Source organism: Haloarcula laminariae, assembly GCF_025457605.1.
In the GTDB taxonomy this organism is placed as follows: domain Archaea; phylum Halobacteriota; class Halobacteria; order Halobacteriales; family Haloarculaceae; genus Haloarcula; species Haloarcula laminariae.
The window spans coordinates 863,660-877,155 of the sequence record NZ_JAMZFY010000001.1 but is presented as its reverse complement, the minus strand read 5'-3'; the positions used below and the strand labels follow the sequence as shown (position 1 = coordinate 877,155).

At 68.3% G+C, this 13,496-nt stretch carries 15 protein-coding genes; 8 read left to right on the top strand and 7 right to left on the bottom strand.

Annotation, left to right across the window (positions count from 1 at the left end):
• The first annotated feature begins 9 nt into the window (after positions 1-9).
• A complete protein-coding gene (locus NJQ98_RS04570) occupies positions 10-549 on the top strand; it encodes a DUF1684 domain-containing protein (RefSeq protein WP_262176175.1) in 540 nt (179 codons plus the stop codon).
• A 52-nt stretch (positions 550-601) separates the two neighbouring features.
• Positions 602-1,456, top strand: coding sequence for a CPBP family intramembrane glutamic endopeptidase (locus NJQ98_RS04565; RefSeq protein ID WP_262176173.1), 855 nt, complete (start codon positions 602-604; stop codon positions 1,454-1,456).
• A gap of 6 nt (positions 1,457-1,462) precedes the next feature.
• On the opposite strand, the gene NJQ98_RS04560 is transcribed toward NJQ98_RS04565, so the two are convergent.
• The gene (locus NJQ98_RS04560; protein ID WP_262176171.1) at positions 1,463-1,753 is read right to left on the bottom strand and encodes a hypothetical protein; all 291 of its coding nucleotides are present in this window, start codon (positions 1,751-1,753) and stop codon (positions 1,463-1,465) included.
• A gap of 190 nt (positions 1,754-1,943) precedes the next feature.
• On the opposite strand from NJQ98_RS04560, the gene NJQ98_RS04555 reads away from it, so the two are divergent.
• From NJQ98_RS04555 to NJQ98_RS04545, 3 genes are all read left to right on the top strand, one after another.
• Positions 1,944-2,708 (top strand): SRPBCC family protein, encoded by a 765-nt coding sequence (locus NJQ98_RS04555; RefSeq protein WP_262176168.1) that lies wholly within the window; start codon positions 1,944-1,946, stop codon positions 2,706-2,708.
• Positions 2,705-3,874 carry a zinc-dependent alcohol dehydrogenase gene (locus NJQ98_RS04550; RefSeq protein ID WP_262176166.1) on the top strand — a complete coding sequence of 390 codons (1,170 nt, stop codon included), beginning with the start codon at positions 2,705-2,707 and terminating at the stop codon, positions 3,872-3,874. Before NJQ98_RS04555 ends, NJQ98_RS04550 begins: the two co-directional genes overlap by 4 nt.
• A 198-nt stretch (positions 3,875-4,072) precedes the next feature.
• Positions 4,073-4,786 (top strand): helix-turn-helix domain-containing protein, encoded by a 714-nt coding sequence (locus NJQ98_RS04545; protein ID WP_262176165.1) that lies wholly within the window; start codon positions 4,073-4,075, stop codon positions 4,784-4,786.
• A 10-nt stretch (positions 4,787-4,796) separates the two neighbouring features.
• On the opposite strand, the gene ddfA is transcribed toward NJQ98_RS04545, so the two are convergent.
• From ddfA to NJQ98_RS04530, 3 genes are all read right to left on the bottom strand, one after another.
• The gene (ddfA, locus tag NJQ98_RS04540; protein ID WP_262176163.1) at positions 4,797-5,123 is read right to left on the bottom strand and encodes a DdfA family disk-determining factor; all 327 of its coding nucleotides are present in this window, start codon (positions 5,121-5,123) and stop codon (positions 4,797-4,799) included.
• 543 nt (positions 5,124-5,666) lie between these two features.
• Positions 5,667-7,022 carry an NAD(P)/FAD-dependent oxidoreductase gene (locus tag NJQ98_RS04535; RefSeq protein WP_262176161.1) on the bottom strand — a complete coding sequence of 452 codons (1,356 nt, stop codon included), beginning with the start codon at positions 7,020-7,022 and terminating at the stop codon, positions 5,667-5,669.
• Positions 7,023-7,070: 48 nt separating this feature from the next.
• Complete coding sequence (locus NJQ98_RS04530; protein WP_262176159.1) at positions 7,071-7,658, bottom strand: response regulator transcription factor; 588 nt, start codon at positions 7,656-7,658, stop codon at positions 7,071-7,073.
• Positions 7,659-7,810: 152 nt separating this feature from the next.
• On the opposite strand from NJQ98_RS04530, the gene NJQ98_RS04525 reads away from it, so the two are divergent.
• Entirely contained in the window at positions 7,811-8,764 is a 954-nt protein-coding gene (locus NJQ98_RS04525; protein WP_262176157.1) for a D-2-hydroxyacid dehydrogenase, read from the top strand.
• Here NJQ98_RS04525 and NJQ98_RS04520 read toward each other — a convergent pair whose 3' ends face one another.
• Both NJQ98_RS04520 and asd read right to left on the bottom strand, forming a co-directional pair.
• Complete coding sequence (locus tag NJQ98_RS04520) at positions 8,765-9,148, bottom strand: hypothetical protein (protein WP_262176156.1); 384 nt, start codon at positions 9,146-9,148, stop codon at positions 8,765-8,767.
• Between the two features lie 39 nt (positions 9,149-9,187).
• A complete protein-coding gene (gene asd / locus NJQ98_RS04515) occupies positions 9,188-10,225 on the bottom strand; it encodes an aspartate-semialdehyde dehydrogenase (RefSeq protein WP_262176154.1) in 1,038 nt (345 codons plus the stop codon).
• 145 nt (positions 10,226-10,370) lie between these two features.
• Here asd and NJQ98_RS04510 point away from each other — a divergent pair, with 145 nt between their 5' ends.
• Complete coding sequence (locus NJQ98_RS04510) at positions 10,371-11,795, top strand: PAS domain-containing sensor histidine kinase (RefSeq protein ID WP_262176151.1); 1,425 nt, start codon at positions 10,371-10,373, stop codon at positions 11,793-11,795.
• A 48-nt stretch (positions 11,796-11,843) separates the two neighbouring features.
• Here NJQ98_RS04510 and NJQ98_RS04505 read toward each other — a convergent pair whose 3' ends face one another.
• A complete protein-coding gene (locus NJQ98_RS04505) occupies positions 11,844-12,281 on the bottom strand; it encodes a DUF7960 family protein (protein ID WP_262176148.1) in 438 nt (145 codons plus the stop codon).
• An 82-nt stretch (positions 12,282-12,363) separates the two neighbouring features.
• On the opposite strand from NJQ98_RS04505, the gene NJQ98_RS04500 reads away from it, so the two are divergent.
• The gene (locus NJQ98_RS04500; protein ID WP_262176146.1) at positions 12,364-13,404 is read left to right on the top strand and encodes a tyrosine--tRNA ligase; all 1,041 of its coding nucleotides are present in this window, start codon (positions 12,364-12,366) and stop codon (positions 13,402-13,404) included.
• The last annotated feature ends 92 nt before the right edge of the window (positions 13,405-13,496 follow it).

Below are 13,496 nucleotides of genomic sequence, written 5' to 3'. Positions count from 1 at the left end.
AGGGCGAGCATGACCGACGACTACGCCGAGCGGCTCCGCCGGAACCGCGTCGAGAAGGACGACTTCTTTGCCGACCACCCGCAGTCCCCGATACCGCCCGAGGAGCGGGGCGACTTCGACGGGCTGTCGTACTTCGACCCCGACCCGGCCTACCGCGTCGAGGCGTCGGTGACCCGCCACGACGACCCCGACCCCGTTGAGATGGAGACGACCGACGGGCGCGTCGTCCGCTACCTCCACGTCGTCACCTTCGAGTTCGATATCGGCGGCGAGGCCGCGACGCTCCAGGGGTATCGCCAGGCCGGCGACGACCCCGGACAGCTGTTCGTCCCGTTCCGGGACAAGACCACGGGCCAGCAAACCTACGGGAAGGGGCGGTACATGGAGCTGGAACACGAGGGGGAGATCGCGGACGGCGACACCGTGACACTGGACTTCAATCTCGCGTACGCGCCGTTTTGCGCCTACAGCGACACGTTCTCCTGTCCACTCCCGCCCGAGGCGAACTGGCTGGACGTGGCGGTCGAGGCCGGCGAGCGGACGGCGTGAAAACGGGTGACGGAGGGAACGGCTTTTGGGGCCGTCGTTGCTACGGATAGGTATGTCAACCGCGTCGCGCGAGCGTCCGCGCCTCCAATCGGCTATCGCGCTGGTCTCCGCGTTGAGTCTCGGGGCCGGTGGGCTCGCGCTCGGGTTCGCACTGCTCGTCCTGACGGTCGTCGGTATCGGGCTCGTCACCGGGGCGGAGCTGTCCGGCTTTGCCTTCCTCGTCCTCAGCCTCGTCTTCGTCCAGGGCATCGGCTGTGGCGGCGTCGCCCTGAGCTACTACAAGCTCAGACCGGTCGTCGCCCCGCGCGTGCGGGACGCCCTGAACATTGGCGGGGACGGCGCGGCGTTCAGGATTCCCGTCGCGGTCCCGTCGCTGCGCCAGGTCGGGATAGTTCTCGCCGGCTACGCGGGGGCCATGGTCTGGGTAATGGTCTCGGGCGTCGTGCTGACGGTCATCCAGAACGTCCGGGGCGAGTCGATACAGACCGGGAACAACGCCGCCGCTGAGCTCGGTCAGACGAACCCGGAGCTGCTCTTGCTGTTGATTCCGGCGTCGGTCCTGCTCATCGGCCCGGGCGAGGAGCTGCTGTTCCGCGGCGTCGTCCAGGGGCGCATCCGGGAGCGGTTCGGTCGCGTGCCGGGCATCGCTATCGCTTCGCTCTTCTTCGCGGCGCTGCACATCCTCGCCCTCGTCGGCGGCTCGCTGCTGGGCAATCTGGTCGTCGTGAGCATCCTCTTTGGCACCGCCACGGTGTTCGGCGTCGCCTACGAGTTCGCCGACAACATCGTCGTCCCGTCGCTGATACACGGGCTGTACAACGCGACGCTGTTTACCATCCTCTATGTCAGCCTGACGCTGGGCGAGGAGCTCCAGCAGGGCCAGGCCCTGCTCGGGCTGGCCGGGTGACCGAGGCTACTCGCGGACGGCCGCCACGTGAGCCGTCGCCTCCTCGGGGGTCATCCCGCGGACGCCACAGGCACAGGAGAGCAGCTCGGGGTCCGCGAGTTCGTCGACCTGCTCCCGGTCGGCCCGCTCCAGCGACCCGGTGTCGGGGTTGTACTCGAAGGAGACGCGGTAGCTGACCTGCGCGACGCCTTCGATGCGGTGGTCCTCGTCGGGGTCGGGGTTGTGAATCGCCTCGTCGTGTTCGGCCTGCATCGTCTCCTTCCACTGTTCGAGGTTCGATTCGGGGTCGTCGGTCATGCGGAGAGAGTCGCGTGAGACGGGCAAAAAAGCGGTGTCCGCGCGGCGCGTATAAACGGCCTTGATTCGCCGGCACCACCGCTAATCCCGACTCCGCCCTTTCCCACTCCGGGGCCACGCGTGTGGCCGTCCGAACAGTGCCGGCGGTCGGCGGACCGTCAATCGCCGACAGTCGACGGGAGACTCACCAATGGCGACACTAGAACCACAGAACGAGGCGGAGCGACATCGAGACGGGACGAGTTCGGAAACGGGACGGCTCCCGGGGACACTGATACGGGGCGGGCAACTGGTAGTCGGGACCGCGCTGGTCGACTACGGCCGCAGACAGCGGTCCAGCCGCGGGACGGCCGCGACGGTCGGCGGCGGTGCCCTCATCTTCAGCGCCCTGGGCGGGATGTCCCGGGTCAAGCGTGCGCTCACCGACCGAACCGACAGCGAGCGAGCGACGGAGCCGGAACGCCGCGAGACGGCGGTCCGCCGCTCGATAACGGTCGACGGGACGCCCGAGTCACTGTACGAGCAGTGGCGGGACCCCGAGACCTTCGCGGAGATAATGGGCCACTTCGCCGAGGTAACGCCGGTCGACGAGGGCCGATTCCGGTGGACGGTACACGGGCCGTACGGCCGGGACATCGGCTGGGAGACCAGCGTCGTGGTCGACGAGCCCGGCGAGATATGCCGCTGGGAGACGCCGACGGACGCCGTGTTACCCAACGAGGGGGCGGTCCGTTTCGAGGAGGCCCCCGGGGACCGGGGGACGGTCGTCACGCTCTCTGTCGCCTTCGAGCCCCCGGGAGGGACGCTCGGCAGCGCCGCCCTGGAGCAGTTCGACATCGTGCCGAAGAAGCTCGTGGGCGTCGCCTTGGACCGCTTCAAGAGCCTCGTCGAGAGCGGCGAGGTCCCGACGCTGGACCGGAACCCCTCGGGCCGCGGGTCGGGTGATACCGTATGAGAGCGCTCACGTGGCACGGGAAACAGGACGTCCGCGTCGAGGAGGTCCCCCGCCCGGAGGTCGTCAACCCGACCGACGCCGTCATCGAGGTGACGGCCACCGCCATCTGTGGCTCCGACCTCCACCTTTACCACGGCAGAGTGCCGTCGATGCGTGAGGGCGACGTGCTGGGCCACGAACCGATGGGCCGGGTCGTCGAGGTCGGCGAAGACGTCGAGACCCTCGAAGAGGGGGACCGGGTCGTCGTCCCCTTCACCATCAGCTGTGGCGCCTGCTGGTTCTGCGAACACGACCTGTACTCGCTCTGTGACAACTCGAACCCGAACGCCGAGCTCGCACGCGAGACGATGGGCCACTCGCCGGCCGGCCTCTTTGGCTACTCCCACATGCTGGGGGGCTACGCCGGCGGGCAGGCCGAGTACCTCCGGGTGCCCTACGCCGACGTGGGGCCGGTGAAAATCGAGTCGGACCTCACCGACGAGCAGGTCCTGTTCCTCTCGGACATCTTCCCGACGGGCCACATGGCCGCCGAGAACGCCGACATCGACGAGAACGACACCGTCGCCGTCTGGGGGTGTGGCCCGGTCGGCCAGTTCGCCATCCAGAGCGCCGACCTGCTCGGCGCCGACCGCGTCGTCGCCATCGACCGGGTCCCCGAGCGGCTGGAGATGGCCCGCGAACACGGCGACGCGGTGACCATCGACTACGAGGACGAGGACGTCTACGACCGACTGATGGACCTGACCGGGGGGCGCGGTCCGGACAGCTGCATCGACGCCGTCGGGACGGACGCCCACGGGACCGGGGTCGTGGCGACCTCCGACCGGGTGAAACAGCGGTTGCTCCTGGAGGACGACCGCCCGACCGTGCTGCGCGAGGCGATTCGGTGCTGTCGCAAGGGCGGGACGCTCTCGGTCCCCGGGGTCTACGTCGGCCGCGCGGACAACTTCCCGGTGGGGCCGCTGATGAACAAGGGCATCACGGTCAAGACCGGACAGACCCACGTCCAGCGGTATCTCGGGCCGCTGCTGGACCAGATAGAGTCGGGCAACATCGACCCGTCGTTCGTCGTCACCCACGACGAACCCCTAGAGCGGGGACCGGAGCTCTACGAGACGTTCAACGACAAGGAGGACGACTGTATCAAGGTGGTCCTGCGGCCTTGAGAATGGTCCTGGCCGGGCGCAGTGGTCGGCGCTCAGTCGGGACACGTCGCCCGGGACGGGGCGGGCGAGAACCCACCCGCGCCACACGCTGACCGATTGTCACGCTGTCCGCTCACAGAAACGATACCCCTCTGCCGCGGGGCTTTTCCGTCGCCAGAAGGTTCATATCTCATCCGGGAGTACTTGAAGCGAATCGGCATGTCCGACACCCCCGAGCGTGAGCGCCCCCGTTCCGTGTGCGAGGTCGAGTTCAGCGTGCAGGATTCACGGTATCCGTTCGTCAGGGTGTCCGAGGACGAACAGTGTCTGCTCAAACTCGCGGAGATGTTCCCGCGGCCGGACGGACACGCCGAGTTCTTCACCGTCACGGACGCCGATCCGATACGGGTCGCCGCCCGCGCCAGCGAGCACGAGTCCCTGGACGTAACGCTCCTCAGGGAAGGCGAACGCAGTGGCTTCTTCGAGTTTCTCGTCTCTGATAGGTGTCCGGCCGTCAAGCTCGCCGAACTCGGCGCACTCACCCGCTCAGTGATCGGGAAAGACGGCACCGGTCGTATCGTCGCCGAGATTCCGCCCCAGCGGGACGCATCGGCGATCATCGAGGTGTTCTCCGACGAGTATCCGGATGCCGACCTCGTCACCAAACGGGAGAAAGAGGCCCTCGACCCGCGCTTTCCGCAGTCGGCGTTCCGGCAGCTGCTCCACCGGCACCTGACCGAACGACAGCGGGAAGTGCTGCAAACCGCCTTCGAGATGGGGTACTACGAGTGGCCCCGGGAATGCACGGGCTCGGACGTCGCCGTGGAACTCGGCATCACGTCGGCGACGTTCTCGGAACACATCAAGGCCGCCGAGCGGAACCTCTTCGGTGCGCTGTTCAACAGGCAGCTGCGGGAGCCGGGCGACGTGTGAACGGGAGACGCTACGACTCGGCGTGTTCGACGGTGACGCGGCCGTCCGCGTACACTGTTACGATACAGCCTTCGTACCGGAACACCACGGACCCCGCTGCAGACTGAGAGGTCTCCGTGCCGGTCGGTGTGAACAGTTGTTCGAGCGCATCCGGCTCGACCGTCTCGGAAAGCGGGGCCAGGTCTGTCGGCGCGGTTCCGGTCGCCTCGGCGACGGCCGTGAGCACGCGATAGCAGATAGACTCGCCGTCTGCGGTGGGCTGGGCGGCCGCACGGGTCTGTCGGTCGTGCCCGGACTGTGGCTCGGTCTCGGACTGCGGAGGATTACCTTGTGTCATGGAACCTGCGACCTGGGGACAGTCGCTACCCAGTAACTGATATCCACGCCCTTCAGCCGCGTCCCTACTACTCAAGGGATGGTGAAATCGGCGCGTGTTTTCGAAGCGCCAGGGGCGGGAGTCGTCGGTGGAACTCGGCCGGATGCACCGCTGTTCCACTGCTGTGAGTGAAATGTCGCCCGGAACACTAACGTCCGGCATCATCCTCGGCGGTGTGCCACGTCAGCCGGCAAACCCTCGTGCCGGGCGAGCGACGATGCAGTCGTCGCTAGCTGCCGAACCGGCAGCAACCGGTTCGGTGCCGGGACGGCGTCAGCCGCCGCGGCGGGCGACGCGTATCGGGCGTCAGACGAGCGGGGTTCGGCCGCTACTCGGGCGGTTTGTGGCCGCCACTCCACGGTGGCGAAGCCACCGGATGTACCGCGCCCGGGTTCTCCGGTCTCTCATCGTCCCCCGAGGGGGGCCTCGGCCGGGGATTAAAGGCACGCACCGGCGCTAGACGCCGCCGGTATCTAAGGGTGGCGCTCGGCCGGTGCGGGGGGTTCAGATGGCGTAGTCGGCTTCCCGGAGCTGGACGTAGCGGCCGTCGCGGTAGCCGAACTTCCCCCACTTGTACTGGGCGACGAGCTGGAGCCCGTGCAGGCCGCCGCGAAGCGCCGCGTCGGCCTTGATGCCGCGGGCGTCCATCAGGTCGTTGGCGGTCCTGAACGCGCGGTCCCAGTCGCGTGGCCGCCAGTCACGGACCAGGTCGGCGAAGGTGACGTTTCTGAGCACCTCGTCGCCGATGGCGGCGTGCCACTCGCGGTTGTACCGCTCCAGGGACTCCTCGGCGGCGAGTCGGCCGGCTATCGTGCCGGTGCGGACCGCGACGTGGTCGCCGCCCTCGTGGAACGCGGAGGTCGAGCCCATCGCCCCGCCGACGACGGCGATGCCGGCTCCGGCGGGCGACTCGATGGGCCGCGTCGAGGAGATGGGGTAGGTCTCGGTCCCCTTTGCCTTCCCCCGCTCCTCGACGATTGGGAAGTCCGCGAGGTCGTAGCCCGGGAACTGCTGTTCGAGCAGGCGCTCGATGTACTGGGCGCCGCGGGGAATCCCCTCGTCGTCCTCGCGCAGGAGCGCCCACTCGCCTTTCTCGTAGTCGTCGATGTCCAGGCCGATCGGCATCGTCAGGCCGATTCGGGCCACGTGGTCGTCGTTCGGGAATATCCACGGGTAGGCGGTGTGGCCGGGCATCATCCCCCACCAGAACTCGATGAAGTCGGGGTCGAACAGCTCCTCCGGCATCCGGCGGTGTTCCTGGTAGGCGATGTGGTTGGCCTCGTTCGAGGGCATTATCTCGCCCATCGTCCGGTCGAGCAGGAACTGGTCCAGGGTGGGGCCGGTTATCGTCCGCTGTGGGCCGTCGGCCAGGACGACGTAGTCGGTCCGGATGTCCTCGCCGTCGGCCAGTTCAACGGTGTGCCGGGGCGAGGCGGCGAGGTCCGTGTCGACGCCCGTGACCGAGACGCCGACCCGGTAGTCGGCGCCGGCGTCTTCGGCCCGGCCCCGGAGCCAGTCGTCGAACTTCGCGCGGTGGAACGTGAAGCCGAAGCCGTCGTACTCGGCGTCGATGCCGGTCTCGGTCAGCGCCAGTTCCGAGTCGGGGCCGTAGAACTTCGCGCCCTCCAGTTCGCTGAGGACGATGTCGTCGGGAATCTCGTCGGGCGCATAGCCCATGATGTCGAGCCAGTAGTCGAGCAACCCGGCGGCGTCCGTCGAGTCCGGTCCGCGGCCCGCGCGGTCGGCCCGGGGGACGCCCTTCTCCAGAACGACAGTATCGGCGCCACGGGCGGCGGCCGCTTCGGCGGCCGACGAGCCCGCCGGACCGCCGCCGACGATGGCCACGTCTGCGTCTTCCATACGCGCTACGGTGCCCCCCGGCGGCTAAAACCTATTGTCTCGGTCGCGCTATGGCGACTCCCGCGACGTGGTGCCGACCGCCGCCGACGACCGCTCCGCGTTCACAGCGGTCGGGACCGCGTCCCGGGCCCGTTCGAGTTCCGGACCGTCACCGTCGAGCAAGTCGGCAGTGCGCCGGTACCGCGGGTCCTCGGCGAGCCGGGACGGGGCCACGAGGGTCTCGACTATCCGCCGGCGCCTGTCGAGCGCGATGAGGCGGCGCTCCCGGTCCGAACACTCCGCGACGGCGGCGGCGCGGTCGATTCGCTCGCGGACCGTCTCGTGGGCTGCCGGTTTCTGGAGGTAGTCGTCGACCGGGATGTCGAGGAGGTCGACGTCCGGCGTCACGGCGCTTATCATCAGGACCGCGGGGTCGACGTCCCGCCGCGCCAGTTCGTGTGCGACGGCCACGCCGTCCCGCCCGGGCATCTCCCGGTCGAGCACGACGATGTCGACTGTGTCGTCGACTGCGGCGAGCGCTTCGTCGCCGTCCGGCGCGACCCGCACCTCGTAGGACGGGGCCAGCCAGCAACGGTACAGCGAGCGCATGTCGCTGTCGTCGTCGGCGACCAGCACCGTCCCGGCGGTCTCTGTCATACCGGAGTCCTCGGCCGACTGTCTCATATACACCGGCTACCGTTTAGACCGTTCACGACCGTTCAATCGGCCACCGGGCGGGTCTTGAGCGGGAGCGCACAAGCCCGAGACCGCCGCCACCGTTTTTTGCGCTGCCGGCCCACGTCACTGCCATGCCCGATATCGTCGTCCGCCGTCACAGCGTCCACGGAATGGCCCCCGCGGAGTACGCGTCGGCCCTGCGCGAGCGGCTCCCCGACCGCGAGGTCACGGTCGCGCGGACGCCGGCCGCCGAGCGCGACCTGGTGGCCGACGCGACGGTCGTCACGGGCGGTGCAATCGACGAGTCGCTGCTGGAGCGGGCCGAGGAGTTGCGGCTGTTCGCCAGCACCTACGCCGGCTACGACCACCTGCCCCTCTCCGCGCTGGCCGAGCGCGGCGTCGCGCTGACGACCGCCTCGGGCGTTCACGGCCCGAACATCGCGGAGTACGTCGTCGGCGCGTGGCTGTCGATGGCCCGGGGGTTCCTGCGGGCTCGGCGCCAGCAGCGCGACCGGGTCTGGCAGGCCTTCCGGGCCAGCGACTTCGCCGGCAGCCGCGTCTGTGTCGTCGGGATTGGCGCGATTGGGGCGGCCGTCCTCGACCGACTGGACGGCTTCGGCGTGGAGACAGTCGCCGTGCGCCACTCCCCGGAGAAGGAGACGACCGCGGACGAGGTGTACGGCTACGATGACATCCACGAGGCGGTCGCCGACGCGCGGTACGTCGCGCTGGCCTGCCCACTCACGGACGAGACCCGCGGGCTCGTCGACGGGTCGCTGCTCCGGACGATGCATCCCGACGCGGTCCTCGTGAACGTCGCCCGCGGCCCGGTCGTCGACACCGACGCGCTGGTCGGCGCTCTCCGCCGGAACCACGTCGGCGGCGCCGTCCTGGACGTGACCGACCCCGAACCGCTCCCGGGCGAGCACCCGCTGTGGGACTTCGAGAACGTCCTGCTCACGCCACACAACGCCGGCCACACCCCGGAGTACTACGAGCGACTGGCCGACATCGTCGCGGAGAACGTCCGCCGGGCCGAGGAGACGGGGTCGTGGGACGGGCTGCGGAATCAGGTCGACCTGTAGCTACGGCCCGCGGCTCGCCCGATAGCCGTCGCGGGCCTCGTAGGCGACGTAGGCGCCGAAGACGACCGCTACGAGCGCCCAGACGGCTGTCGAGAATTGCCAGTTGCCCAGCTCGACGCCGCTGTAACTGTTGCCGACCACTACGGCAGCGACGGCGAAACTGACTACCGCGACGAACCGCCACCGGGCGGCGACTGGGACGTCCTCGCCGTCGCCTCGCGTGGCCAGATACGCGTGGGAGCCGGCAAAGAGGAAGACGTAGCAGGCGGCGACGAAGAGCCCCGACGTGACTGTGCCCGTCGTTCCGAAGCGTACCCAGAGCGTCGCGAGCGCCATCGTGGCGACGACGACGCCGACTTGGACCTTGCTATCGCGGGAGACCATACGCCGCCCTTTTCGCGCCGGCGAAAAGAGTGTGCCGGCTTACAGGTAGCCGCGCTTGTGCAGCAGTTCGCCGTTGAGGATGGACGCGCCCGCGGCGCCGCGCATCGTGTTGTGGGCGAGGCAGTTGAACTGCACGCCGTCGGTCGTCTCGCGGAACCCGCCGACTGCGACGCCCATCCCGCCCTCGGTGTTGCGGTCGAGGCGGGGCTGTGGTCGGTCGGGCTCCTCGAACACCTTGATGAGCTGGGCCGGCGAGGAGTGGAGGTCGACGCCGGTGACGGCCTCCATCGCCTCGGCGGCCTCCTCGGCGGTGACGTCCTCGGCCGTGTCCGCCCAGACGTTCTCCAGGTGGCCGTCGAGGGTGGGGATGCGGTTACAGGAGGCGGCCACGTCCATGTCGTGCAGCTGCACGTCGGCGCCGTCGAACTCGCCCAGCAGCTTGCGGGACTCGGTCTCCATCTTCTGTTCCTCGCCGCCGATGTGCGGGATGGCGTTGTCGATTATCTCCATCGAGGAGACGCCCGAATAGCCCGCGCCCGAGACGGCCTGCAGCGTGGAGACGCGGACGTCGGTGAGCTCGAAGGCGCGGTCGAGGGCCTCCAGTGCGGGGACCATCGTAATCGTCGAGCAGTTGGGGTTCTTCAGGAGCGCGCCGTCCCAGCCGCGTTCGTCGCGCTGGACCTCGATGAGGTCGACGTGGTCGGCGTTGACCTCGGGGATGGTGAGGGGGACGTCGTCGTCCATCCGGCCGTTCGAGGAGTTCGAGGAGACGACGTAGCCGGCCTCACAGAACTCTGGTTCGACCTGCTCGCCGACGCTGGAGGGAAGCGAGGAGAAGATGAGGTCCACGTCGTCGGGGACGGCCGCGGGGGTCGTCTCGCCGACCTCGATTCCGGCCACGTCCTGCGGGATGGGCGCGTCGACGCGCCACTTCGCGGCCTCCCGATACGTCTTTCCGGCGCTGGCTTCGCTCGCCGTGAGTGCGGCGATTTCGAACTCCGGGTGCGGGTCGAGTAGCTGGATGAGTCGCTGTCCGACTGCCCCTGTGGCGCCGAGAACGCCTACGCGTACAGACATAGCTTGGCGTCTGCTTTGGGTACTCAAAACCGTTTGGGTATTGCCCTGGGGTCACACGGCCCGGTGAGAGCCAACCGTCGCCGTATCACACGTGTAACAAGTATTATACTCCCCATTTACATTGGCGGCGAACTAACGGCGTGTAATGGTCGAATCGGCGTCGCTGGGCGTCCTGCTGGACCACGTCCAGGACAAAATCGTCCTGCTCGACGAGCGGGGCAAAATGACCTACGCCAACGATGCCGTCGAACAGACGCTCGGGTACGAGCCCGACGACATCGTCGGGGAGAACACCTTCGACTACATCCATCCGGACGACGTCGCCGAGGCCAGGGACACGTTCGAGCGAACGATTGCCGCCGACGAATTCACCGAGAACACGGTGGAGTATCGGTTCCGCGCCAGCGACGGCTCGTGGGTGTGGCTGGAGAGCCGAGTGTCGAATCTCACCGACGCGGCCCTCGACGGCTACGTGGTCAGCTCGCGGGACATCACCGACCGGGTCGCGGCCGAACGCGAACAGGCCGAGACGGCGACCCGGCTACAGGAGCTGTCGGCCGTCGCCGGCGACGTCCTCTGGATGTTCTCCGGCGACTGGTCCGAGCTCCTGTTCGTGAACCCCGCCTACGAGGACATGTACGGGAAACCGGTCGAGCAACTCCGCGAGGACCCGGCGTCGTTCATCGAGACCGTCCACCCCGACGACAGACCCCGGGTCAAGGAAGCCATGGAGCGTCTCTCCGAGGGAATCCCCGCCGAGATGGAGTACCGGGTCAACCCCGAATACGGCTACGAAGTGTCGGTGTGGGTGCAGGCCGAACCCATCGTCGAGGAGGGGTCCGTCGTCCGTATCACGGGGTTCAGCAGGGACGTCACCGACCGCAAGCGGCGACAGCGCCAGCTCTGTGTGATGGACAAGCTCCTGCGCCACAACCTCCGCAACGACCTGACGACCATCCTCGGACAGGCCGAACTCATCGAGGAGCAGGCGCCGGAGACGAGCGAGCGCGTGGCCGTGATTCGGCGGACGGGCGAGGAGCTGATGGACAGCGCGGAGAAACAGCGCGACATCATCGACATCCTGACGACGGACGTCCGCTTCGAGCGCCGGGACGTCAGAGCGGTCGTCGAGCGGGGCGTCGAGGTCGTCGCGGACCGGTTCGACTCGGCGCATATCGACGTCAACGGGCTCTCGTCGGTCCACGCGTCCGTGTTACCCCAGCTCCACCTGGCCGTTACGGAGCTCGTCGAGAACGCCGTCCGCCACAGCGACCGGTCGGCGCCACAGATAGACGTGACCGTCCGCGCCGAAGACAGACACGTCGTAATCGAGATACGGGACGACGCGCCGCCGATACCGGCGAACGAGGCGCAGGTGTTGACGGGCGAGTACGAGATGAGCGACATCTACCACAGCACCGGGCTGGGGCTCTGGCTGGCCTACTGGGTCCTGAACCTGATGGACGGGCGGATAACCGTCGACCGCGAACCCGCCGGCAACCGGATACGGCTCCGGTTCGCGGACCAGCCCCGGTCGACGCCCGTCGAGTCGGCGGGGTCAGGCGGGTAGACACGCCGGGATGGCTCCTGTCTGGCGTCGCAGGACGCGACCGACCGGTCAGGCCGACGCCTCGGTGTCCTCGAAGACCCACTGAATCACGCGGGCCTCGACGATGTCGCGCTCCTCGACGTAGGGGTCGTCCCGGTTTTCGAGCAGTCGCTCGGCCTCGGCCCGCATCTCGGCCTCCAGTTCGGAGTGGTCGGGCTCGTCGCGGATATCGTTGAGCAGCGCCTCGAAGTCCGAGCGGAGGTCGAAGGAGGCGCGGGCGACGTTACACCGTGGGAGGGGGCTCATCCCGGTTTCGAGGACGAGGTCCCGGACCGCCTCCCAGTCCGAGTCACAGAAATAGATGGACACCTCCCCGACGATGTCCCGCCAGGCGATGGCCGAGGAGTGTTTCAGCAGCGGGACCGCCCGCGGGGGCAGGTCCAGCCGGCTGTCGGTGTCGGGGTTCCCACAGAGGCAACACGCCTTCTCCGTCTTGCCGGTGTACATGGTCTACCCACGGGCTGGACGGACTTGGGCACACCGACCCGACAGGGGAACGTTTTACTCGCCCGAGCGGGGACCGGAGTGTATGAACACCGCCGAACGAATCGACCTCGTGAGCAGACACACACAGGAGGTCGTCAAGGAAGAGGAGCTACGGGACTTGTTCGAGGACGGCGACCCGACAGCGTACATCGGCTACGCGCCGACCGGCGAGATGCACATCGGGCACTTCACGACGATGCGCAAGCTCGCGGACTTCCTGCGGGCGGGCGTCGAAGTGACCGTCCTCATCGCCGACCTCCACGCCCACCTGGACGACAACAAGAGCCCGTTCGACCTGCTCGACGCGCGTTCGGCCTACTACGAGACGGCCATCGAGGGGATGATAGAGGCGGCCGGCGCCGACCCCGAGGACGTCGAGTTCGTCCGCGGCACCGACTTCCAGCTGGACGAGGAGTACACCCTGGAGATGTACCGGATGGCCGCCGAAACGACCATCGCGCGCAGTCAGCGGGCCGCGAGCGAGGTCGTCCGCGAGTCCGAGAGCCCCAACCTCGGCGGGCTCATCTACCCGCTGATGCAGACCCTCGACGTGAAGGCCCTCGACGCCGACATCGCCTACGGCGGGGTCGACCAGCGGGGCATCTACATGCTCTCTCGGGAGGTCCTCCCCGACCACGGCGGCGACTCGCCGGTCTGTGTCTTCGCGCCGCTGCTGTCGGGCCTGTCGGGCGGGAAGATGAGCGCCTCCGACGCGGCCTCGAAGGTGAACCTGACCGACTCGCCCGAGACCGTCGAGGAGAAAATCGGACAGGCGTACTGTCCCGCGGGCGAGGTCGAGGACAACGGCGTCCTCGAATACCTCGACCACCTGGTCTTCCCGATACTGGCCGTCGACGACGAGCCCTTCGTCGTCGAGCGGCCCGAGGAGTACGGCGGCGACCTGACCTACGACAGCTACGACGAGGTCGAGGACGACTTCCTCTCGGGGGAGCTCCACCCCGCTGACCTCAAGCCCGCCGCGGGCGCGGCCATCTCCGACGTCATCGACCCGGTGCGCGAGCGACTGACCGACGAGCCCGAGCTGCTCGCCGAGGCCTACCCCGAGGCCTACGGCGACGAGTAGTCGGTTTCGTCGGCATCCCGGCGCCGTCCGCAATCACGCGGCCCCGCTGAGCGGCGGGCCGGCCGGCCGTGCGCGTAACCGAGTGGTATCGA

Bases quoted from the DNA above. Each gene is read 5' to 3' on its own strand.
- NJQ98_RS04570 (WP_262176175.1), top strand. From the start codon at position 10: ATGACCGACGACTACGCCGAGCGGCTCCGCCGGAACCGCGTCGAGAAG.
- NJQ98_RS04565 (WP_262176173.1), top strand. From the start codon at position 602: ATGTCAACCGCGTCGCGCGAGCGTCCGCGCCTCCAATCGGCTATCGCG.
- NJQ98_RS04560 (WP_262176171.1), bottom strand. From the start codon at position 1,753: ATGACCGACGACCCCGAATCGAACCTCGAACAGTGGAAGGAGACGATG.
- NJQ98_RS04555 (WP_262176168.1), top strand. From the start codon at position 1,944: ATGGCGACACTAGAACCACAGAACGAGGCGGAGCGACATCGAGACGGG.
- NJQ98_RS04550 (WP_262176166.1), top strand. From the start codon at position 2,705: ATGAGAGCGCTCACGTGGCACGGGAAACAGGACGTCCGCGTCGAGGAG.
- NJQ98_RS04545 (WP_262176165.1), top strand. From the start codon at position 4,073: ATGTCCGACACCCCCGAGCGTGAGCGCCCCCGTTCCGTGTGCGAGGTC.
- ddfA (WP_262176163.1), bottom strand. From the start codon at position 5,123: ATGACACAAGGTAATCCTCCGCAGTCCGAGACCGAGCCACAGTCCGGG.
- NJQ98_RS04535 (WP_262176161.1), bottom strand. From the start codon at position 7,022: ATGGAAGACGCAGACGTGGCCATCGTCGGCGGCGGTCCGGCGGGCTCG.
- NJQ98_RS04530 (WP_262176159.1), bottom strand. From the start codon at position 7,658: ATGACAGAGACCGCCGGGACGGTGCTGGTCGCCGACGACGACAGCGAC.
- NJQ98_RS04525 (WP_262176157.1), top strand. From the start codon at position 7,811: ATGCCCGATATCGTCGTCCGCCGTCACAGCGTCCACGGAATGGCCCCC.
- NJQ98_RS04520 (WP_262176156.1), bottom strand. From the start codon at position 9,148: ATGGTCTCCCGCGATAGCAAGGTCCAAGTCGGCGTCGTCGTCGCCACG.
- asd (WP_262176154.1), bottom strand. From the start codon at position 10,225: ATGTCTGTACGCGTAGGCGTTCTCGGCGCCACAGGGGCAGTCGGACAG.
- NJQ98_RS04510 (WP_262176151.1), top strand. From the start codon at position 10,371: ATGGTCGAATCGGCGTCGCTGGGCGTCCTGCTGGACCACGTCCAGGAC.
- NJQ98_RS04505 (WP_262176148.1), bottom strand. From the start codon at position 12,281: ATGTACACCGGCAAGACGGAGAAGGCGTGTTGCCTCTGTGGGAACCCC.
- NJQ98_RS04500 (WP_262176146.1), top strand. From the start codon at position 12,364: ATGAACACCGCCGAACGAATCGACCTCGTGAGCAGACACACACAGGAG.